At 35.9% G+C, this 22,423-nt stretch carries 18 protein-coding genes; all 18 read right to left on the bottom strand.

Going from position 1 to position 22,423, the window contains the following annotated elements; all coding sequences use genetic code 11:
- Nucleotides 1–2: 2 nt before the first annotated feature.
- Nucleotides 3–644, bottom strand: coding sequence for a dihydroxyacetone kinase subunit DhaL (gene dhaL / locus TA89_RS01780; protein ID WP_040210375.1), 642 nt, complete (start codon nt 642–644; stop codon nt 3–5).
- Between the two features lie 112 nt (nt 645–756).
- On the bottom strand, nt 757–1,752 hold the full coding sequence (dhaK, locus tag TA89_RS01775) for a dihydroxyacetone kinase subunit DhaK (RefSeq protein ID WP_040210374.1): 996 nt from the start codon (nt 1,750–1,752) through the stop codon (nt 757–759).
- Nucleotides 1,753–1,815: 63 nt separating this feature from the next.
- Nucleotides 1,816–2,520 (bottom strand): MIP/aquaporin family protein, encoded by a 705-nt coding sequence (locus TA89_RS01770; protein ID WP_040210373.1) that lies wholly within the window; start codon nt 2,518–2,520, stop codon nt 1,816–1,818.
- 57 nt (nt 2,521–2,577) lie between these two features.
- The gene (glpK, locus tag TA89_RS01765; protein WP_040210372.1) at nt 2,578–4,068 is read right to left on the bottom strand and encodes a glycerol kinase GlpK; all 1,491 of its coding nucleotides are present in this window, start codon (nt 4,066–4,068) and stop codon (nt 2,578–2,580) included.
- Nucleotides 4,069–4,172: 104 nt separating this feature from the next.
- Nucleotides 4,173–4,730 (bottom strand): glycerol-3-phosphate responsive antiterminator, encoded by a 558-nt coding sequence (locus tag TA89_RS01760; RefSeq protein WP_040210471.1) that lies wholly within the window; start codon nt 4,728–4,730, stop codon nt 4,173–4,175.
- A 315-nt stretch (nt 4,731–5,045) separates the two neighbouring features.
- Nucleotides 5,046–7,286, bottom strand: coding sequence for a ribonuclease R (gene rnr / locus TA89_RS01755; RefSeq protein ID WP_040210371.1), 2,241 nt, complete (start codon nt 7,284–7,286; stop codon nt 5,046–5,048).
- Between the two features lie 180 nt (nt 7,287–7,466).
- Nucleotides 7,467–9,485: a sodium-translocating pyrophosphatase gene (locus tag TA89_RS01750; RefSeq protein ID WP_040210370.1), complete on the bottom strand. Its 2,019-nt coding sequence runs from the start codon at nt 9,483–9,485 to the stop codon at nt 7,467–7,469.
- A gap of 217 nt (nt 9,486–9,702) precedes the next feature.
- The gene (secG, locus tag TA89_RS01745; protein WP_040210368.1) at nt 9,703–9,933 is read right to left on the bottom strand and encodes a preprotein translocase subunit SecG; all 231 of its coding nucleotides are present in this window, start codon (nt 9,931–9,933) and stop codon (nt 9,703–9,705) included.
- 200 nt (nt 9,934–10,133) lie between these two features.
- A complete protein-coding gene (gene eno, locus TA89_RS01740; protein WP_040210367.1) occupies nt 10,134–11,453 on the bottom strand; it encodes a phosphopyruvate hydratase in 1,320 nt (439 codons plus the stop codon).
- A 106-nt stretch (nt 11,454–11,559) separates the two neighbouring features.
- Entirely contained in the window at nt 11,560–13,092 is a 1,533-nt protein-coding gene (gene gpmI / locus TA89_RS01735; RefSeq protein ID WP_040210365.1) for a 2,3-bisphosphoglycerate-independent phosphoglycerate mutase, read from the bottom strand.
- A gap of 132 nt (nt 13,093–13,224) precedes the next feature.
- Nucleotides 13,225–13,971, bottom strand: a complete 747-nt coding sequence (gene tpiA / locus TA89_RS01730) for a triose-phosphate isomerase (RefSeq protein WP_040210364.1) — start codon at nt 13,969–13,971, stop codon at nt 13,225–13,227.
- 50 nt (nt 13,972–14,021) lie between these two features.
- On the bottom strand, nt 14,022–15,215 hold the full coding sequence (locus tag TA89_RS01725; protein WP_040210363.1) for a phosphoglycerate kinase: 1,194 nt from the start codon (nt 15,213–15,215) through the stop codon (nt 14,022–14,024).
- Nucleotides 15,216–15,340: 125 nt separating this feature from the next.
- Entirely contained in the window at nt 15,341–16,351 is a 1,011-nt protein-coding gene (gene gap, locus TA89_RS01720; protein WP_040210362.1) for a type I glyceraldehyde-3-phosphate dehydrogenase, read from the bottom strand.
- Nucleotides 16,352–16,428: 77 nt separating this feature from the next.
- Nucleotides 16,429–17,439 (bottom strand): sugar-binding transcriptional regulator, encoded by a 1,011-nt coding sequence (locus TA89_RS01715; RefSeq protein ID WP_423219491.1) that lies wholly within the window; start codon nt 17,437–17,439, stop codon nt 16,429–16,431.
- Between the two features lie 302 nt (nt 17,440–17,741).
- Nucleotides 17,742–19,118 (bottom strand): RNA polymerase factor sigma-54, encoded by a 1,377-nt coding sequence (rpoN, locus tag TA89_RS01710; protein WP_040210360.1) that lies wholly within the window; start codon nt 19,116–19,118, stop codon nt 17,742–17,744.
- A gap of 232 nt (nt 19,119–19,350) precedes the next feature.
- Nucleotides 19,351–20,301: an ABC transporter permease gene (locus TA89_RS01705; protein WP_040210359.1), complete on the bottom strand. Its 951-nt coding sequence runs from the start codon at nt 20,299–20,301 to the stop codon at nt 19,351–19,353.
- The gene (locus TA89_RS01700; protein ID WP_147590046.1) at nt 20,294–21,367 is read right to left on the bottom strand and encodes an ABC transporter permease; all 1,074 of its coding nucleotides are present in this window, start codon (nt 21,365–21,367) and stop codon (nt 20,294–20,296) included. Before TA89_RS01700 ends, TA89_RS01705 begins: the two co-directional genes overlap by 8 nt.
- The coding region (locus tag TA89_RS01695) for an ABC transporter ATP-binding protein (protein WP_040210357.1) at nt 21,360–22,423 on the bottom strand (1,064 nt) is incomplete at its 5' end. The genes TA89_RS01695 and TA89_RS01700, both read right to left, overlap by 8 nt.

The following is a 22,423-nucleotide window of genomic DNA, read 5'->3' as shown; positions in this document are numbered from 1 at the left end:
AATCAATTTTCCTCCTTTGCAAGATATTCTCCTATGGTTTTAATTATAAGATAGCTGGAAGCAGCTCCTGGATCTATATGTCCTATGCTCCTTTCACCTAAATAGCTGGCTCTTCCTTTTTTAGCTGAGATATTCTTAGTGTCTTCCATTTTTTTAAAGGCTGTTTCTGAAGCTATCCTAAAAGCCTCCGCTGCTTTTCTGTTTTCCTGCAAAGATTCTTCAATACTCTTGCTTACAGGAATGAGCACATCCAGCATGGTCTTATCTCCTAAATCGCCTTTTCCCCTCATCTTGATACCATCTACAGCTATGTTGAGCATTTCACTGAAGTCTTTTAAAGATATATCTTCTTTTCCTACCCCCTTAGTCTGCGCCTTCATAAAAGCAGTGCCGTATAACGCCCCTGAAGCTCCCCCTACTGTGGAAATAAGGGTCATTCCTACAATCTTTAAAACCTCTCCTATATCCTTAGGATTGGAGGAGGATAACTTCTGAACCACATTCTGAAAGCCTTTATTTAAATTTATTCCATGGTCACCGTCGCCAATAGCAGCATCTAAATCCGTAAGATACTCCTTATTGCTTCCTATAACTACTGCAATATCATTAAATATCTCAATAATTCTTCCTACATCTATACTCATTTAAATACATCCTTTCCATAATTATAAGTAATGAACTTCTTACCTTTTTATTATGTGCAAAAGAGTAGTAAGTTCCCCTACTACTCTCTTATAAATGTAATCTTAAATTCTCTTAAAGCATTTTAAAACCGGGAGTATCAGCGGATGCCTCTAATAATTCCTTAAGCTCTTCATCAAGCTTTAATAAGCTTATGGAAAATCCCGCCATCTCTATAGAAGTCATATACTCTCCTACAAAGGTTTTGTAGACCTTAATGCCTTTTTCCTTAAGCATTAAATTAACCTTTCTATTTGCTATATACAGCTCCATAAGAGGCGTTGAGCCTAATCCATTTATTAAAACAGCAACTTCGTCATTATTTAAATTCATGTCATCAAGAATCTTATTTAATAAATGCTCAACTATTTCATCTCCGGATTTTAATTCTTCCCTATGAGTACCAGGCTCACCGTGAATACCCATACCTATCTCCATTTCATTTTCCCCCAGAGTGAAATTAGGCTTCCCTGCTGCAGGAACGGTACATGGGGATAAAGCCATTCCCATGCTCCTTACATTAGCTACAACCTTTTCAGCAGTACTCTTCACTTCCTCTAAAGTGCCTCCTGCCTCTGCTTTAGCTCCGGCAATTTTGTGAACAAATACAGTTCCTGCAATCCCTCTTCTTCCTATTGTCCAGGTACTGTCTTCCACTGCCACATCATCATTCACAACCACATGATCTACTTTTAGCCCGTCCATTTCTGCCATTTCCTTTGCCATTTCAAAGTTCATTACATCCCCGGTGTAGTTCTTTACCACTAACAAAACTCCCTTATCAGATGCTACAGCTTTTATGGCTTCATAAATTTGGTCCGGTGTAGGTGAAGTAAAAACTGAACCGGCTACTGCTGCATCCAACATTCCCTTACCAACAAATCCTCCATGGGAAGGTTCATGACCGCTTCCACCGCCGCTGACTAGTGCTACTTTACCCTGTACAGGCGAATCTTTTCTAACTAAAACGTTAACATTTTCAAGCTTCCTTATATATTCAGGGTGAGCAGCTACTATGCCTTCAAGCATTTCCTCAACAACATATTCCGGATTATTAATGATTTTTTTCACTTTTACACCTCCAATGGTTAGATTTCAAATTAAATCTATGGTTATTTAAAGCTTATTTTACATTTAAAATACTGCTTTAAATAGAAGAGCTGCACATAATCCTCCAAGGATTGGAGCAACCACTGGAATCCATGCATATCCCCAATCTGAAGTCCCCTTATTCTTAATTGGAAGAAAAGCATGTGCTATTCTAGGTCCTAAATCCCTTGCTGGGTTAATGGCATACCCGGTAGTTCCTCCTAAGGTTAGTCCTATTACCCAAATAACTAAACCTACAACTATTGGTGATATTCCATCTACCATCTTTGTATTACCTATTCCAAGCAATGCAAATAATAAAACGAAGGTACCTACAAATTCACCTATGAAATTGTAAAGATTAGTTCTTATAGCTGGACCGGTAGCAAAGGTTGCAAGTTTTGCTCCCTGATCTTCTGTTGCATCATAGTGAGGCTTATAGGTTAAATAAACCAAACAAGCACCAGCAATAGCACCAAGCATCTGAGCTGCAATATAGCTGCCTACGCTTGCCCATTGAAAGTTTCCTATAGCTGCATTTGCTATGGTAACCGCAGGGTTAAAGTGTGCACCGGAAATAGGTCCAAAAATAAATACTGGAACAGCAACTGCTAAAGCCCATCCTGTAGTTATAACTATCCAGCCTCCATCATTGCCCTTGGTTTTGTTTAATACTACGTTGGCAACGACACCGTTACCTAAGAGTATTAAAAGCATAGTTCCTAAAAACTCGCCTAAAAATGTTGACATAATAATTTCCCCCTAACTCGTATTAATATTTACCTTAAAAAAATTCTGTATTTTTAATTATTTAGCCCAATCTAAAGATCTTCCTATTGCTTTATGCCATCCCTTTAGAAGCTCTTCTCTCTTTTCATTCTCCATCTGTGACTCAAAGTTTCTTGATACAGCCCAGTTCTTACATACGTCTTCAACGTTCTCCCAATAACCAACAGCTAGTCCAGCTAAATATGCTGCACCTAAAGCTGTGGTTTCAATTACTTCAGGTCTGTCCACCTGTACTCCCAAAATATCTGACTGGAACTGCATTAAGAAGTTATTTGCACAAGCTCCTCCGTCAACCTTTAAAGCCTGAAGAGTTATTCCTGAATCCTCTTCCATAGCTTTTAAAACATCATAGGTCTGATATGCTAATGATTCAAGGGTAGCTCTTATTAAATGCTCCTTCTTGGCTCCTCTTGTTAATCCAACTATTGTTCCTCTTGCATACTGATCCCAGTGGGGAGCACCTAATCCAACAAAAGCAGGTACTACATAAACACCGTTGGTGTCCTCTACAGCTGTAGCATATTCTTCAGTTTCTGCTGCATTTTTTATCATTCTTAATTCATCTCTTAACCATTGTATAGATGCTCCGGCAATAAAAATACTTCCTTCTAAAGCATATTCTACCTTTCCATCTATTCCCCAAGCTATTGTTGTTAAAAGACCATTTTTAGATTCTACTGCTTTTTCTCCAGTGTTCATAAGAAGGAAACAGCCTGTACCATAAGTATTTTTAGCTGTTCCAGGCTCGTAGCAGCATTGTCCAAATAAAGCTGCCTGCTGATCTCCAGCTATACCGGATATAGGAATCTCTTTTCCAAATAATGAAGCTTCAGTATATCCGTAAACATAACTTGAAGGCTTTACTTCAGGAAGCACTGCTTCCGGTATGTTTAATTCCTTAAGTATTTCCTCATCCCATTTAAGCTCATGAATGTTATAAAGCATGGTTCTTGATGCATTTGAATAATCTGTTACGTGAACTTTTCCCTTTGTAAGGTTCCATATAAGCCAGGTATCAATAGTACCAAATATTATATTGCCTTTTTCAGCTTCTTCTCTTACACCTTCAACGTTGTCAAGAATCCATTTAACCTTTGTTCCTGAAAAATATGCATCAATAATTAAGCCTGTTTTAGCTCTGAAGGTATCTGCAAGTCCTTTTTCTTTTAATTCTGTGCAAATTTCAGAGGTTCTTCTGCACTGCCAAACTATAGCATTATAAACTGGTCTTCCTGTTCTCTTATCCCAAACCACTGTAGTTTCTCTTTGGTTTGTTATTCCTATGCCAGCTATATCCTCTGCACCAATTCCTATTTTGGCCATAGCCTCGGTAGCAACACCTAGCTGAGTTGACCATATTTCCATAGGATCATGTTCTACCCAGCCTGCCTTTGGATAAATCTGAGTGAATTCTTTTTGAGCTACACTTTCAATTAATCCTTTCTCATTAAAAATTATACATCTTGAGCTTGTTGTTCCTTGGTCTAAAGCCATTACATATTTACCCATATCCGTCTCCCCTTTTTAATAATATTTGTAAACATTTACTTTATAGAAATGGCTGTACAAAACATGCAGTATCGTCTTATACAACTCATAACCACACTTTAAATTTATTCCCATAAATCTTTTGCAGTGGTGGAAATAGCCATAGCTCCTGCAGCTAAGGATTCCATAACCTCTTTTTTGCTGTTAATAAGTCCCCCTGCAATAATAGGCAGCCTCACCTCTTTTTCTAAGGAATTTATTATCTTGCTTGCAACTCCAGGCATTACTTCAACTGCACTAGGCATAGATACATGAATGCTTTTTATCGCTGTTTCTAAAGAAAGGGAATCTATTATGAATATCCTCTGTATAGTATATAACCCCAAGTTTTTTGCATACTTTATATTACCCTGTTTTGTAGTGATAACTCCAAAAGGACTTGCAGCAGACTTGATAAACTCAATGCCTTTTTGGTCTGCCTTCAATCCGTCAACCATATCTAAATGAATAAATACTATCTTATTCCTTTTTTTAAGTTCAGTGCATATGTTTACAATATTTAATAAAGAGCCATACAATACAAAAACTATTTTTGCACTGCTTTCCAAAACCTTATGTAAATCGTCATCGTTCCTAATTGCTGCAACTATGGGATTTTCAATTAAAAGCTCCTTTAAGTCAATCATCCTTACTTCCCCCTTGCCTTAAAAATTCAACATAAAAATATCATCCAATATCCTGTAACAGATATATTTATATTAATTATATACCTATTTATTTAAGAATATGTTAAAAGAGGATGAAAAAAGGTCGCAATTAAAAATCGAATTTAATTGCGACTCTCCAAAACTCAGCCAAATATAAATTACTTACTTATACTGTACTACATTTAGTAATTCTTTACAATATTAAATTTACATTTTACTTTGTTAATATTTAAACAACATTCTAATCCTATTATCTTTTAATGATAAAATGAAAATTTAAACTTCATCCTGCTAAAAATTCTCTTCTTCATCCTCAGAAGTTAGTATTTCAAATTCATCATCATCTTCGTCATCTTCAAGCTCTTCAAAGGCAGTACTTTCTTTTGATGTACTGTTTCTGGCTAATTTTCCGTATTCGTCCTCTATTATATCAAAGAATATCTCCCTTGAATCAATGTCCACCTTGCTGCATTGAATCCTCAGAAAATCTCCTAGCCTGTATATTTTTTTAGTCCTTTCTCCTGTAAGGGTAAGATGATTTTCATCATAAATATAAAAATCATCATCCATGCTGCTTATATGCACAAGTCCCTCTATGGTGTTAGGCAACTGTACAAATACTCCAAAGCTTGTGATAGAAGAAATCAATCCATCGAATTCTTCCCCTATTCTTTCCTTCATATATTCAGCCTTCTTAAGATCATCCACCTCACGTTCTGCCTCCTGAGCCAGTCTTTCCATTTCTGATGACTGCTTTGAAGCCTCATCTACCACTCGTATAAGCTTTTTTGACTTCTCATCGGATATTCTGCCATTTATGAATTCCTTTATTATCCTATGAATCTGAAGGTCAGGATATCTTCTTATAGGTGAAGTAAAGTGGCAGTAGTACCTGGCTGCCAAGCCGAAGTGTCCAATGCTTTCCGGTGAATATCTAGCCTGCATCATAGACCTCAATAAAAGGGTGCTCACTACAGTTTCTTCTTTTTTACCTTTAACCTTATCTAAAATGTCCTGAAGAGCTCTGGGTTGAACTTCTCTTCCAAGCCTAGCTGTATAACCTAAGTTATGAATAAAGTTTGAGAACTTTTGAAGCTTTTCTTCATCGGGATTTTCATGGATTCTGTATACAAAGGGGATATTGGTCCAATACATATGCTCTGCTATGGTTTCATTACAAACCAACATGAACTCTTCAATTATTCTATTTGCAATCTCTCTTTCATAAGGCTTTATTTCAATAGGTTTTCCTTTTTCATTGAGTATGATTTTAGACTCTTCAAAATCAAAATCTATAGCACCTCTTGAAATCCTCTTTTTATTAAGAATTAAACATAGCTCTTCCATTGCTTTAAAGTCTTCATAAAGGTACTGATATTTATTTATAAGTTCCTCGTCCTTATCCTTTAATATCTTGGTAACATCAGTATAGGTCATTCTTTCACTGGTGTTTATAATGGATTCTGCAATTTCATGTTCCAATACCTTTCCGCTGCTGTCTATTGTCATAATACAGCTTAAAGCAAGTCTATCCACCTTTGGATTTAAAGAGCACAATCCATTGGACAGCTTTTTAGGAAGCATAGGTATTACTCTGTCTATAAGATATACAGAGGTTCCTCTTTTAAAAGCTTCTTTATCTAAAGGGCTTTTCTCCCTGACATAATGACTGACATCAGCAATATGTACTCCAAGCTTATATCTTCCTTTAGATAGCTTTTCAATGGATACAGCGTCATCCAAATCCTTGGCGTCTTCTCCATCTATAGTTACCATCCTTACATCTCTTAAATCCTTCCTTCTCTTATATTCAGATTCAGGAATTTCATCTTCAATGCTTTCTGTATAATTAATTACTTTATCAGGAAATTCTTCCGGGAGTCCATATTTTTTAATTATAGTTAAAATATCAATGCCTTTATCTCCCTTTTTCCCCATGACCTGAATTATAGTTCCTTCAGGGTTTCTTCTTTTATCAGGCCACTCAGTGATTTCAACCACCACCAGCTCTCCGGTCTTTGCGTTATTTCTTTCAGCCTTAGGAATAAATATATCATTTTGTATTCTCTTGTCCTCAGGTATCACAAACCCAAAATTTCTGCTGTCCTCATAAACACCCACTATGATTTTATTTACTCTTTCTACTATCCTGGTGATTTCACCTTCTCTTCTTTTGCCCTTAATATCCTCCTTGGTTACTTTAGCTATAACCCTGTCGCCGTTCATAGCACCATTTATGAAGGAGCTAGGTATAAATACGTCCTCTTCCCCCTCCTCTTCAGGTATTACAAATCCGTATCCTCTTTGATGCACTTGAATTTTTCCTGCCACCAAACCCATCTTTTCAGGCAGTCCGAACTTGTCCGCTCTGGTTCTTATTACGAGACCTTCTCTCTCCATAACCCTTAAGGTTTTTTTAAAGCTTTTATATTCACTTTTGTCTATATTGAATACCTGTGCTAATTCTTGTATATCCATAGGTTTATAAGCCTTTTCTCTCATAAACTCAAGTAAAACTCTTTTCACGTTCATTACCATACCTCCAATTAACAAACTCATTTTCATAGGTAACACTTTATATTAGTATTACCAGCAAAGGCTTTGTTAATGCTAACTATATTATAAGATTTTATTCATTTCAAGAAAATTTTTGTAAAAGTTGTCTAAAAAAACACAGACAGCTCTAAATACCTCTGTCTGTGTTTCATTATATTATTTAATAAATTTCATAAGAAGTCCGTCGTATTTAAGTATAACCGGTGCAAATACCAATGAAACTATAGTCATCAGCTTTATTAAAATATTCATAGCTGGACCGGAAGTATCCTTGAAGGGGTCTCCTACGGTATCACCTACTATACCGGCTTTATGAGCCTCGCTGTTTCTTCCTCCATGAGCTCCGGATTCAATATATTTCTTAGAGTTATCCCATGCAGCACCTGAATTGGACATCAATATAGCTACCAAGACACCTGTTGCAATAGCTCCTCCGATAAGTCCACCAAGAGCTTCAGCTCCAAGAAGCAGTCCTACAGATAAAGGAATTAAAATAGCAAGAACACCTGGAAGAACCATTTCTTTAAGAGCTGCTCCTGTGGATATATCTATACAGGTTGAATATTCAGGAGTAGCTTTACCTTCCATTATTCCCGGAATTTCTTTAAACTGTCTTCTTACCTCTTCCACCATCTGATGCGCTGCTCTTCCTACTGATTCCATAGTAAGAGCTCCATAAAGGAAAGGAAGCATAGCTCCAACCAATACTCCTACAAGGGTAGTTGGAGACAGAAGATCTATACTTTTTATATTTACTGCCTGAGCATAGGAAGCAAATAAAGCTAATGCAGTCAGCGCCGCTGAACCTATGGCAAAGCCTTTTCCTATTGCCGCAGTAGTATTACCAACAGAGTCAAGCTTATCTGTAACCTCTCTTACACTGTGAGGAAGGGCAGACATTTCTGCTATGCCTCCGGCATTATCGGCTATTGGACCGTATGCATCTACTGAAACCACAAGTCCTGTAGTAGAAAGCATTCCTACCGCTGAAAGTGCAATTCCATAAAGTCCTGAAACAGGATTTGAGTTTCCTCCCATAACAAAATAAGAGAATAATATACCTAAAACAATAAGAATTATTGGCCAGAATGTAGATTTCATACCTACTGCAAGACCGGATATTATAGTTGTGGCTGAACCGGTTTCTGACTGCCTTGCCACTTCTTTAACGCTTTTATAATCTGCAGAAGTGTATATTTCTGTAATCTTTCCTATTAAAAGACCTACTATAAGACCTACAGCTATAGCTGAGAAGGCTTTAAAATCTCCAAAGGTCATATATCCTATCACTGCAGCACATATTATCGTTACTGCACCGGATATATAGGTTCCTATATTTAGAGCCTTTTGAGGATTTTCTCCTTTATTTGCTCTAACCACCACAGCACCTATAATTGATGAAATTACCCCTGCTGCTGCAAGAAGCATTGGGAATATTAATCCCTTTTCATCATTAAAAGCTGCTGCTCCAAGGGTTATAGCTGATATTATGGAGCCTACATAGGATTCAAAGAGATCCGCTCCCATACCAGCAACGTCACCTACATTATCACCTACATTATCGGCGATAACTGCAGGGTTTCTAGGATCATCCTCAGGTATGCCTGCTTCAAGCTTTCCAACTAAATCTGCTCCTACGTCTGCAGCCTTAGTATAAATTCCTCCTCCTACTCTTGCGAATAAAGCTATGGAACTTGCCCCCAAACCAAAGCCTGTTAAATAAGAAGTATCCAAATCAAATATAATTGCTAGTATACCAAGTCCTATTACTCCAAGTCCAACAACGCTCATTCCCATTACTGCTCCGCCGGAAAAAGCTATTTTTAAGGCTTTCCCCTGGCTGTCTCTGGCTGCTTCTGCTGTTCTTACATTAGACTTAACAGCTACCTTCATGCCAAAGTAACCTGCTAATATTGAGAATATCGCACCCACTATAAAACATACTGCAGTGGGAATATTGATAAATACTCCTATAATCACAGAAACTATCACTATAAAGATTGCTAAATATTTATATTCTCTTCTTAAGAAAGCCATTGCCCCTTGTTCTATATACCCGGCAATTTCTTTCATCCTTTCGTTCCCGGAAGGTTCTGATGTGATGTTTTTTGCAAGTATAAATGCAAATAATAATGCTGCTGCGCCGCTTACGGCTAATATTATAGAGCTTGTCATGTTATTCCTCCTCCAACAAACAAAGTGTGCACTATACATTGTTAATAAATATATAATATCACACATTGGATAAAAACGTTATACTTTTTCTAATTAAAACAGCAATTTTTTATACAATATAAATAATATCTATTATTTCCCATGGAATTAACTGTAACTAAAAATAGAAAAAGCAAAAAGCTGCCTTATAAAATAAGTCAGCCAAAAAGATTTAATACTATTTTACTAAATTTAATGCTAAAGTGTTTATTGCAAATAATATAGCAGAAGCTATAGTAACTCTATAGAGTGCTGCTTCTTTTGTCCTTTTCTTGTTTTTGCTGAAAAAAGTTTCTGTACTTCCCTGCATTAACCCTTTTAATCCGTCGGATTTACTAGGCTGCATTAAAACAGACACTATTAAAACAATAGATAAAATAACTTCAAAAACAAATAATGTTGTTTTCATCCGGATTCACCTCCATAGAGTAAAAATCATCTTTTCTATTTTAGCATACCCTAAGGAATTATACAACTAATTCCTTATAAATAAGGTCATTTATAGTATTATACTTTTTGTCATCATTTTTTCTTTCTTAATGTAATTAAAGCTCCGGTAAATAAACCGGAGCTTTATTATTAATTGTGGCTTACTTTATTTTAACAGGATTATTTATTTAAATTCTTAATGTTTTTAACGTTAAAGAATGCGTCTAATCCTCTGTACTCACCAACTTCACCAAGTTCATCTTCAATTCTTAATAATTGATTGTACTTAGCTACTCTTTCTGATCTTGCTGGAGCACCGGTTTTGATTTGTCCGGCATTCATAGCTACAACTAAATCAGCTATTGTAGTATCTTCTGTTTCACCGGATCTGTGGGAAACAACTGCAGTGTAGCCTGCTCTGTTAGCCATTTCTATAGCATTTATAGTTTCTGTTAATGTACCTATTTGGTTAAGCTTTATAAGTATTGAGTTTGCAACTCCCTTATCAATACCCATCTTTAATCTCTTAGAGTTAGTAACGAATAGGTCATCACCAACTAACTGAACTTTGCTTCCAAGTCTATCAGTGATAAGCTTCCAGCCTTCCCAGTCCTCTTCTGCCATACCATCTTCTATGGAGATGATTGGATATTTTTCAACTAAACCAGCATAGTATTCAACCATTTCAGCTGGGGATAATAATTTACCTTCGCTTGCAAGGTTGTATTTTCCATCTTCATATATTTCTGAAGATGCAGGGTCTAATGCTATAAATATGTCTTTTCCTGGAGCATATCCAGCTTTCTTTATAGCTTCTACTATAACCTGAATAGCTTCTTCGTTAGACTTAAGGTTTGGAGCAAATCCACCCTCGTCACCTACGCCAGTTTCATGTCCTTGTTCTTTAAGATATTTTTTAAGAGCATGGTAAACTTCTGAACACATTCTTAATGCATCTGCAAAGCTTTCAGCTCCTGCTGGCATAACCATAAATTCCTGAAGGTCTACTGAGTTATCAGCATGCTTACCTCCGTTTATTATGTTCATCATTGGAACTGGAAGAACCTTAGCATTTATTCCTCCTATATATTTATATAGAGGTAATCCTAAGTAGTTAGCAGCAGCCTGAGCAACAGCTAAGGAAACTCCTAATGTAGCATTGGCACCTAACTTACCTTTGTTATCTGTTCCGTCTAACTCGATTAAAGTTTTATCTATTAGCGGCTGATCAAAGACATTCATGCCTATAAGCTCTGAAGCAACTAAATCATTAACATTTTCAACAGCCTTTAATACACCTTTTCCGTTGTATTTTGACTTGTCATCATCTCTTAATTCAACTGCTTCATAAATACCGGTAGAAGCACCAGATGGTACTGCTGCTCTTCCCATTGTTCCATCCTCTAAAACAACTTCAACCTCAACAGTTGGGAAGCTTCTGGAGTCAAGAATCTGTCTTGCATAAACGTCTACGATTTCTACATATTGTTTTTGTAGCATTTTATTAACCCTCCTTGATGTAATTGGTTTTATATTATTAAAATAATATAAATACTATTTAATATCTGCATATTAAATAATAATATACAGTTTATTATACGCTATATTAAATTAAGGATTTACCTGTCATTTCTGATGGAATATCCAATCCCATTTCTGTAAGCATGGTAGGAGCTATATCTGCAAGCTTTCCTCCATCCTTTAATGCCTTCCCTGCAGAGTCATTGGATACATATAGGAAAGGTACTGGGTCTGTAGTGTGTGAGGTCATTGGATTTCCTGTAGAATAGTCAATCATTATTTCTGCATTTCCATGATCCGCAGTGATGAATACTGTTCCATCTTTTTCAAGGACTTTTTGAACTACCTTGCCTAGACAATCATCCACAGCTTCAATGGCTTTTTTTGCAGCCTCAAACACTCCAGTATGTCCAACCATGTCAGGATTAGCATAATTAATGATAATCATATCATAAGTATCCATATCTAATCTTGTTAAAACCTCTTGAGTCATTTCATAAGCGCTCATTTCAGGTTTTAAATCATAAGTTGCAACCTTTGGAGAAGGAACAAGAACTCTGTCTTCATTTTTATTAGGAACCTCTACTCCTCCATTAAAGAAGAAGGTTACATGAGCATATTTTTCTGTTTCAGCTATTCTCAGCTGATTTAAGCCCTTGCTGCTTATATATTCTCCTAAAGTATTGGAATAGCTTTGAGGACTGTATGCCACTATAACATTTTCAAGAGTTTTATCGTATTGTGTCAATGTAACATAAGTTAAATCTAAATTATTCCTTTCAAAGCCTGCAAATACTTTATCATTTAACGCTCTTGTAATTTCTCTTGCTCGGTCAGGTCTGAAGTTAAAGAAGATAACGGAATCTTTATCCTTAATAGTAGCGGTTGGTTTTCCATCTTCTAATATCACACAAGGTAATACAAACTCATCTGTCTTATTGTCATGGTAAGAATTTTCCGTGCACTCTACAGCACTATTAGCTGTTTCACCTTTTCCTAATACCAGTGCATTGTATGCCAGCTGAATCCTTTCCCATCTGTTATCCCTGTCCATTGCGTAGTATCTTCCGCTGACAGTTGCTACCTTTCCTGTTCCAATTTCCTTCATTGAATCTTCTATTTCTATTATATAATCCTTACCTGAGGAAGGTGGAACATCTCTTCCATCCATAAAGGCATGAAGATATACTTTTTCAATACCTTTTAATTTTGCCAGCTTCAGCAGACCTTTAACATGATCTATATGAGAGTGAACTCCTCCGTCAGAAAGGAGACCTAATAAATGCAGTGAGGAATTATTTTCCTTTGCCTTATCCATTGCAAGATTTAAAGCTTCATTTTTAAAGAAATCTCCATCTTCAATTGCTTTTGTTATTCTTGTTAATTCCTGATAAATTACTCTTCCTGCTCCAATATTCAAATGTCCAACCTCTGAGTTTCCCATTTGACCTTTTGGAAGTCCTACATCCATTCCGCTTGCCTGCAGCTGTGTATGAGGGTAGGTAGCAAAAAGTTTATCATAGTTTGGTTTATATGCTGCTTCCACAGCATTTCCTTCGGATTTAGGCGCTATACCAAATCCGTCTAATATCATTAACATTACTGGTTTCTTTGCCATGGTTAACCTCCAAAATATACTTAATTAATTACTTTTACTGTTTTTGCTACCTTACATTATACTAGTTATAACAGTAAAAAACAACTTAACAAATATTATCTATTCTTGAACAATTAATATTTGTTAAATATTTTAGTAGTTAACAATGCTTGCAAAGTCTGAAGCTATTAAGCTGGCACCGCCTACTAAAGCTCCATCTATATCAGATTGCTCCATCTGTTCTTTTATAGTTGATGGCTTAACGGATCCGCCGTATTGAATTCTAACCTTATCGGCAACCTCGCTGCCGTAAGCTTTAGCCACCATAGCTCTTATAGCTTTTATAGTATCGTTTGCCTGCTCAGAAGTGGCTGTTTTACCTGTGCCAATTGCCCAAATTGGTTCATAAGCTATAACAAGTTTTTCTACCTGATCAGCCTTTAAACCTTCTAAATCTTTTTCTATCTGAGCTCCGATAATCTCTTCAGTTTTATTTCCTTCTCTTTCTTCAAGAGATTCTCCAACGCATAAAATAGGAATTAGATTATGATTAAAAGCTGCCTTAAGCTTTTTGTTAACTGTTTCATCTGTCTCAGCAAAATACTGTCTTCTTTCGCTGTGACCGATAACTACATAATCGACATTTAACGCTTCAAGCATTCCCGGAGCCACTTCTCCTGTGTAAGCTCCCTTTTCTTCAAAATGCATGTTTTGAGCTCCAACCTTTATATTGGACCCTTTAGCTGCTTTTACCACAGCATCAAGGCATACAAATGTAGGGCAAACCACTACATCACAGGAAGCATCCTTAACTAAAGGTTTTAAATCTTCAACTAATTTAACAGCTTCCTGTACTGTGTAATGCATTTTCCAGTTTCCTGCTATAATTGCCTTTCTCATATTAACACCTCATTATTAATTATTAAAGGTAATACAGAGAAACCTCTGTATTACTTATCATTTAATGCTGCTATACCTGGCAGCTCTTTTCCTTCAAGGAATTCCAGTGAAGCACCGCCTCCTGTAGATATATGAGTCATCTTATCTCCGAAGCCTAATATATTTACAGCTGCAGCACTGTCTCCTCCTCCTATTATAGTTGTAGCATCAGTTTCTGCCAATGCCTTTGCAACTTCTACTGTTCCTTTAGCAAAGTTCTCAAACTCGAAAACTCCCATAGGTCCGTTCCAAATCACTGTTTTTGCATCTTTAACCGCATCGGCATATAATTTTGAAGTTTTAGGTCCGATATCAAGTCCCATGAAGCCGCTTGGAATATTTTCATCCTCAGTTACTACCGGTTCAGCCTCTGCTGCAAATTTATCAGCTACTACATTATCAAGAGGAAGAAGCATTTTAACCTTTTTATCCGCTGCTTTTTCCATCATTTCCTTGGCATATTGAACTTTATCTTCTTCTACCAGGGAAGTACCGATTTCAAATCCTTTTGCTTTCAGGAAGGTATAAGCCATTCCTCCACCTATAATAAGGGTATCAACCTTTTCTAAAAGGTTATTTATAACATTTATTTTATCAGATACCTTAGCACCTCCAAGGATAGCTACAAAAGGTCTTTCAGGGGACTCTACAGCTCCTCCTAAGAACTTAAGCTCTTTTTGTATAAGATATCCGCATACTGCAGTGTCCACAAACTTTGTAACTCCCACTGTAGAGCAGTGTGCTCTATGAGCAGTACCAAAAGCATCATTTACATAGATATCAGCTAAGGAAGCAAGATCCTTTGAAAAAGCATCTTCATTTTTCCCTTCTTCAGGTCTGAATCTTGTATTTTCAAGAAGGACTACATCTCCTTCCTTCATTTCATTTACAGCTTTTCTTGCATTTTCTCCCACTACTTCATCATCCGCTGCAAAAACAACCTCTTTACCCAGCATTTCTCCAAGACGCTTAGCTACAGGAGCAAGAGTTTTAGATGGATCAGGACCTTTTGCCTTACCCAGATGGGAGCATAGAATTACCTTTGCTCCATTTTCTATTAAATACTTAATAGTAGGCATAGCTCCGTTAAGTCTGTTCTCATCAGTTATAACTCCATCCTTCAATGGAACGTTAAAATCGCATCTTACAAGGACTCTTTTACCTTTTACATTTATATCTTCAATGGTTTTTTTATTGAAATTCATACTTCCACCTCTTTTAATGTAATTAGTGATAAATAAAGGTTTAATAGTAAAATGGTCTGGGTTTATAGCCCAAATCAACTACAAAACCAGACCTTATTATGTGCTATATTATAAATTATGGGATATTATAGATTTTTACCAACCTTAGCAGTTAAGTCAGCAAGTCTATTTGAATAACCCCACTCATTGTCATACCAGGAAACTACTTTAACCATGTTTCCTCCTATAACCATTGTAGATGGAGCATCTATAATAGATGATCTTTCATCTCCTCTGTAGTCCATGGATACTAGTGGATCTTCTTCGTATCCAAGTATTCCCTTAAGATTGCTCTCTGCTGCTTCTTTGAATGCTGCATTAACTTCTTCTACTGTAACTTCTTTTTCAAGTTCAGCTACTAAGTCTGTGCATGAAACTGTAGGAGTAGGTACTCTTAAGGAGAATCCGTTTAATTTTCCTTTTAATTCTGGTAATACAAGTGCTACTGCTTTAGCTGCTCCAGTTGTTGTTGGAATCATGGATTCTGCTGCAGCTCTTGCTCTTCTTAAATCTTTATGAGGAGCATCTAATATTCTTTGGTCGTTTGTATATGAGTGAACTGTAGTCATTAAGCCTTTCTTTATACCAAATTTCTCATGAAGAACTTTAGCAAAAGGTGCTAAACAGTTAGTTGTGCAGGATGCATTGGAAATTATATGATGCTTAGCTGGGTCATATTTATCATCATTAACACCTAAAACAACTGTAATATCTTCATTTTTAGCAGGTGCTGATATTATAACCTTTTTAACAGTGTTCTGATCCATATGAGCTTTTGCTTTTTCTCCATCAGTGAAGAAACCAGTGGATTCAATTATTATTTCTGCTCCTACTTCAGCCCAAGGAATGTTCTTTGGATCTCTTTCAGCAAATATTTTAATTTCTTTTCCATCAACTATTATTGAGTTATCAGTGTTTTTTACATCTTTATCATATCTGCCAAATAAAGAGTCATATTTTAATAAATGAGCTAAAGTTTTAGCGTCAGTTAAGTCGTTTATTGCAACAACTTCTACTTCTCCAGCATAGTTCTTAAGAAGAGCCTTAAATACGTTTCTTCCTATTCTACCAAAACCGTTAATACCAACCTTTACCATGTGATATTACCTCCTAAAATTTATTTAATATTTAAAAAAATATTTATCAATAATTATATTGCAGCAAAACAGTTAATCTATGCACTAAAATTAGCAAATGCCAATATTTCTTTTGCCGCAGATTCATCGGTTACCAGAGTAACCTTTTTCTGATTAATGCAAGCAGCTATAATAGCTTCAACCTTATGCCTGCCTCCAGCCACTGCTATATGAGTATTTATCCTTCCGCTGTCACACAATGTTATACCAAGGGTTGGAGTTGTGTAAACCACTTCTCCATGAATATTGAAGTAGCATCCATATGCTTCTCCAACTGCACCCAGAGATTTCAGTTCTTCGATTTGTGCTTCGGAAATACCCCTTTTTCTTGCCATATCCTCTGCTTTTCCTATTCCATATAAGAATATGTTAGCTTTATGTATATTATCTATAGTTTCTTTTATTTCCTTTTCTTTCATTAGTGTACCCAAAACTTCTTCACTTATGTTTTCCGGTACATGAAGCATATTATAGCTTCCGTTTAATTTGTCAGCCAGCACCGAGGCCAAAGTATTAGCAAGAGTTTCCATCTTTTTTCCCATCCCTCCCCTGGAGGGTACTACTAAAATATTTTTATATTGAGAAGTTTTTGGAAAACTGTCTACCACCTCTTTAATGGTGCTTCCTCCGGTAAGAGCTAAAATATCATTGTCTTTAATTATGCTCTTAAGATAGTTAGCTGCTGCTTTACCCAGTTCCTTTAGAACTGCATTATCAGTATCTATGCATCCGGGAACTACTATAACCCTGTTAACTCCCAGGCATATCTTCAGGTCATCTTCAAGGCTTGTAATACCTCTGATTTCATGAATATATCCTTTAAGATGCTCTAAAACCTCTTCTCCGTCTTTGGTGACTGTCATACCGGGAGCACTGATATTAATTAAGTTCTGGGCTTTTAAAAAGCCTATTTCAGTTCTTACAATTCGCTCGCCAAGTTCCAATTTATTAGCTAGAATTCTTCTACCGATAGGCTGATTAAAGTATATAGTTCGAAGAATGCTATACCTTTTTTCTAAAGTTTCAATAAGCTCAGGAATAATTTTCATTTGTAATCTTAATATTTCCTGCAAGATAAGCACTCCTTTGGTCTTCAACTGTCCCACTCTTTTAATTTGTGTCCCACAAGAATTATTATAAACTAAAGCTGTGAGATTTTAAAGGGTATTTTAAAATATTTTAGAAAAATCTTTTACTCATTGATATTATTATTCTCTAGGTACTGGTATTTTATTAATTATAATAACATTAATATTATGGCAAATAAATACTAATTTAGTAAACTTTCTGTCAACAACCTTTTAAAGGATTTAATAAAATAGAAGCATACAATTACAAATTGCATGCTTCTTTAAAACCTTTTCCTCTTACTGGAGCTTTTTATGCCAAGCTCCTCTCTGTATTTAGCTACCGTCCTCCTTGATATTTCAAACTGCATAGCATTTAATATGTCACAAAGAGCCTGATCAGACAAAGGCTTGCTTTTTTCCTCTTCATCTATAAGCTCCTTAATCTTCTTTTTAATATTAGAGGTTGCTACATCTTCATTAGACATTGATTTCTGTATTCCTGTTACAAATAAATCTCTTATTTTAATGGTTTTTCTTTCTGTAAGAATATATTTATCTTTAATAGCTCTGCTTACGGTAGATTCATGCATATCTATTTCCTGAGCTATATCCTTTAAAGTCATTGGCTTTAAATAATCTTCTCCCCGATCAAAATAGTCCCTCTGCTTTTCTATGATCTTCTCTAAAACCTTATAAAGGGTACTTCTTCTGCTTTCTATTCCTTTAATTAAAAACATAGCTGAATTAAGCTTATCTTTAACATATTCTGCAGCTTCCTTGTCCTTATCCTCCTTTATAATCTCTTTATACATGGAATTAACGGAGAGTTTAGGAAGTACATCATCATTCATCACAATATAATATTCACCGTTAATATTTCTTATATATGCGTCAGGGATTACATATTTTGTATCTTCTCCTGTATAAAAGCCTCTGGAGGGCTTAGGCTCTAAGGATTTTATTATATCCCCTAAAGCCTGAGCTTCTTGAGGAGCAATGTTCATTTCCCTGGCAATAACAATATATTTATTGTCCGCAAGATTTTCCAGATGGTTTTCAATGATATAGTAGATTCTTTCATCATAAAAACCTTTTCTTTTTAGCTGAAGCTTAAGACATTCTTTTAAATCTTTTGCTGCTATTCCAGGAGGATCCAGGCTCTTTAATATGCTTAAAGCTTCTTCTGCCTGGGCTACAGTAACATTAATTTCCCTGCATATATCCTTTATATCCATAGGAAGATATCCTCGTTCGTCTATGTTCTCTATTAAATAATCACATATGGAATTTATATATTTGTCGTTCTGAAGATCTACAATCTGTTCATGAAGATATTCTTTTAAGGATTTTTTATTGCTTATGAAGGTAAAGGGTGATATATCTGAATCCTCATTGTAAGATGAATAATTCTGAGAACCATAATTATCAAATTCAAGGTATTTAATCATTTCCTTGTAATTTATTCTATCCTGAATTTTTTGTTCTTCTTCGCTTTTTACATACTGAGCTTCCAGGATAGGGTTTTCAGAAAACTCTTTATCTATGTATTCCTTTAATTCAAAAGTAGACATCTGAAGAAGTCGTATCGAAAGCTGCATGGCTTGCGTCATAATTAACTTTTGATCCTGGGTTAAATTTAAACTATAATCTAATTTCATCGTAAATCACCATACAATCTTAGTAGTTTTATATTAATTATAACATATAAAGTTTAATAATGTAGAGTTTAAAAGGATTACATACTTCCTGCACCATGAAGTTAAAAGGTTTTATAAAAAATAAATCTAAAGATTCAGAGGGCTGAATCTTTAGATTAAAATATGTTAAGCTTTTTCCTTTAAATTATATTTTATAAGTCAAGCTAATTTAAGCTTATGCTTAGGCTCTGACCTATCTCTGTCCTTTTTTATATGGTTCTCCATCCGCTGCAGGAGCCTGTGTCTTACCTACCACACCAACCAATACAAGCATTGTTAAGGCATATGGGAAGGCTGCGTAAAACTCCTGAGGAAGCTTAATTGAAAATCCTTGTGCTGCCAGCTGAAGTGCTTCTGCAAATCCAAAGAGCAGACATGCAATCATGGCGTTTTTAGGCTTCCAGTTACCGAATATCATAGCTGCTAAGGCGATAAAACCTCTTCCGCTGACCATATTTTCTCTAAAGGAATTAAGTATACCTATAGAAAGGGTTGCTCCTCCCAAGCCTCCTAGTACACCTGACATTATAACTGAAAAATATCTGATGCCATAAACGCTTATACCTAGAGTATCTGCAGCTTTAGGATGCTCACCTACAGCCTTTATTCTAAGTCCTAAAGCAGTTTTATTGAATAAAAATGCTGAAAGAGCTACCATTATGAATGCAAGCCAAACAAACCAGTTTAAATCAGATAATATGGTTCCTATAAAGGTATCACCTATTATGGGCAGATTTAAAAAGAACTCTTTAGGATATGGAATAGATGCTACAGATCCTGATTGAGAAGGGTTTCCAAATACCTTATAAAGCAGGAATCCTACAAAGGCTGAAGAAAAAACGTTGATACCAACACCGGAAACTACCTGCTCAGCTTGAAGATGGATGCTTAAAAAGGCATGTATTGCAGCCATAAGCACTCCGCCAAGCACTCCTACTAAAAGTCCCATCCATGCATTTCCTGTAATATGAGAACCTAGTACAGCAAAAAATGCTCCTGCTGTCATTATTCCTTCCAATGCAATATTTACAACTCCAGATTTTTCAGAGAAAACACCACCTAAGGTGGCAAATATAAGAGGAGTAGCCAACCTTAACGTAGAAGCAATAAGACCAATTAATAAAATACTTGTTTCGTTACTCATTCTTTACTACCTCCTTCTTTCTCCTTTCTCCGATAAATCTATAAATATTCTCAGCTGCAATAAACAGTATTACTGTACCTTGAATTAAATATGATACAGATTTGGAAATTCCATATAACATCAATGTTCCTGAGCTTAGATCTAATGCACCGAATAATATAGCAGAGAAAATAACTCCAAAAGGATTACTCTTAGCAACTAAAGCAACAGCGATTCCATCAAAACCGAAGTTAGGGAATCCAAAGAGCTTAAAGGCCTGATGCTGAACACCGGAAATGTGTATAGCACCTCCAAGTCCTGCTATTAAACCTGAAATAGCCATTGCTAAAACAATATTTTTCTTAATGTTTATTCCGCCGTATTCCGCAGCAAAAAGGTTTGATCCAACAGCTCTTAATTCATATCCAATAGTTGTTTTCCACAGAAGGAAGTAAACTATTACTACAAATATCAAAGCTATGAATATACCTGTTGTTAGTCTGTATTGATCTCCTAAAAACCTTGTTAGACTTGCACTTTCAGTAAGAAGGGCAGTAGCTTCTGTACCTTTCGCTTTAGTTGAATTAACAACATAGTTAGTGATATGCATTGCAATAAAGTTCATCATAATAGTATTAACAACTTCATTGGTACCGGTTTTAGCTTTAAGATAACCTGGTATAGCAGCCCAGATTGCTCCCCCTAAAGCTCCTCCTATAAGTACTAAGGGAAGATGTATTATTCTAGGTAGTCCAGGAATAATTCCTATCACAGCTGCAATAAGCATACCTATTATAAACTGACCTTCAACTCCAATGTTAAAAAGTCCGGTTTTAAATGCTATGGCGTGTGCAAGTCCTGTAAAAATAAGAGGTACTGCAAACACCATAGTTTCAATTAAGTTATCTGAAGTACCAAAGCTTCCCTTCCACAGAGATTCAAATAGCGTGGAGGCTGATTCTATTATACCTTTATCTGAGGAGATAACAACAAATAGAACAGATACAAGCAGTCCGACAATAATAGCCAGCATTGAAGTGCCAATGCCTTTAAAAGACTTTAGATATTTCGTATTACTTTTATTCATTTGCCTCTCCTCCATTTTCCGATTTTTTCAAGCTTCCGCCAGCCATTAATATACCAAGCTTCTGCTCTGTAGCATCTTCTCTTTTTAAAACATCTACAATTTCACCATCGTAAATAACTGCAATCCTGTCTGCTAGAGAGAGAACTTCATCAAGCTCTAAGGATACTAAAAGCACCCCTCTGCCTCTATCTCTTTCTTCAACTAACCTTTTATGGATATACTCTATAGCCCCAACATCCAAACCTCTAGTAGGCTGAGCTGCTATTATTACTTCGGGGTCTTTTTCAATTTCTCTTGCAACGATTATTTTTTGCTGATTTCCACCAGATAGGGCTGCCGCATTAACATCTTCATTTGGTGTTCTGCAGTCATAATTTTTAATTAACTTCTTTGACCATTCTCTTACCTTTTGATAATCCATCATAATTCCTTTAGCAAAAGGAGCTTTATAATGATATCCTAAAACAGAATTCTCCACTAAGGAGAAGTCAAGTATTAACCCTCTTTTATGTCTGTCTTCCGCAATATGTCCCAAACCGGTTTCAATTATTTCTCTAGGAGTCTTATTAGTTATGTTTTTACCATTTAAGTAAACTTCTCCCTGCAGGGACTTTCTAAGACCCGCTATAGCCTCAATTAATTCAGTTTGTCCATTTCCATCTACACCTGCAATGGCTAAAATTTCTCCCTTTTTAAGCTCTAGGCTAACATCTTTTACTGCAGGTAAATCTCTGTTATCCAGAACTTTTAGTTTTTCTATTTTTAAAACAGTTTCTCCTGTGTTTGATTTCTCTTTTTCTACTACTAAATTGACCTTTCTTCCTACCATCATTTCTGCAAGAGAGTCAATATCAGTATCTTTTGTATTAACTACATCTATAACCTTACCTCTTCTTATTATGGTAACTCTGTCACTCATACTTTTAACTTCCTTGAGCTTATGAGTTATCAATATTATAGATTTTCCTTCTCTTACTAAATTTTTAAGTATGATTCCAAGTTCGTTAATTTCCTGAGGTGACAGAACCGCTGTAGGTTCATCCAGTATGAGTATTT

This window comes from Clostridium polynesiense, assembly GCF_000820705.1.
In the GTDB taxonomy this organism is placed as follows: domain Bacteria; phylum Bacillota; class Clostridia; order Clostridiales; family Clostridiaceae; genus Clostridium_AA; species Clostridium_AA polynesiense.
This window is presented reverse-complemented; position numbering and strand designations above follow the sequence as displayed.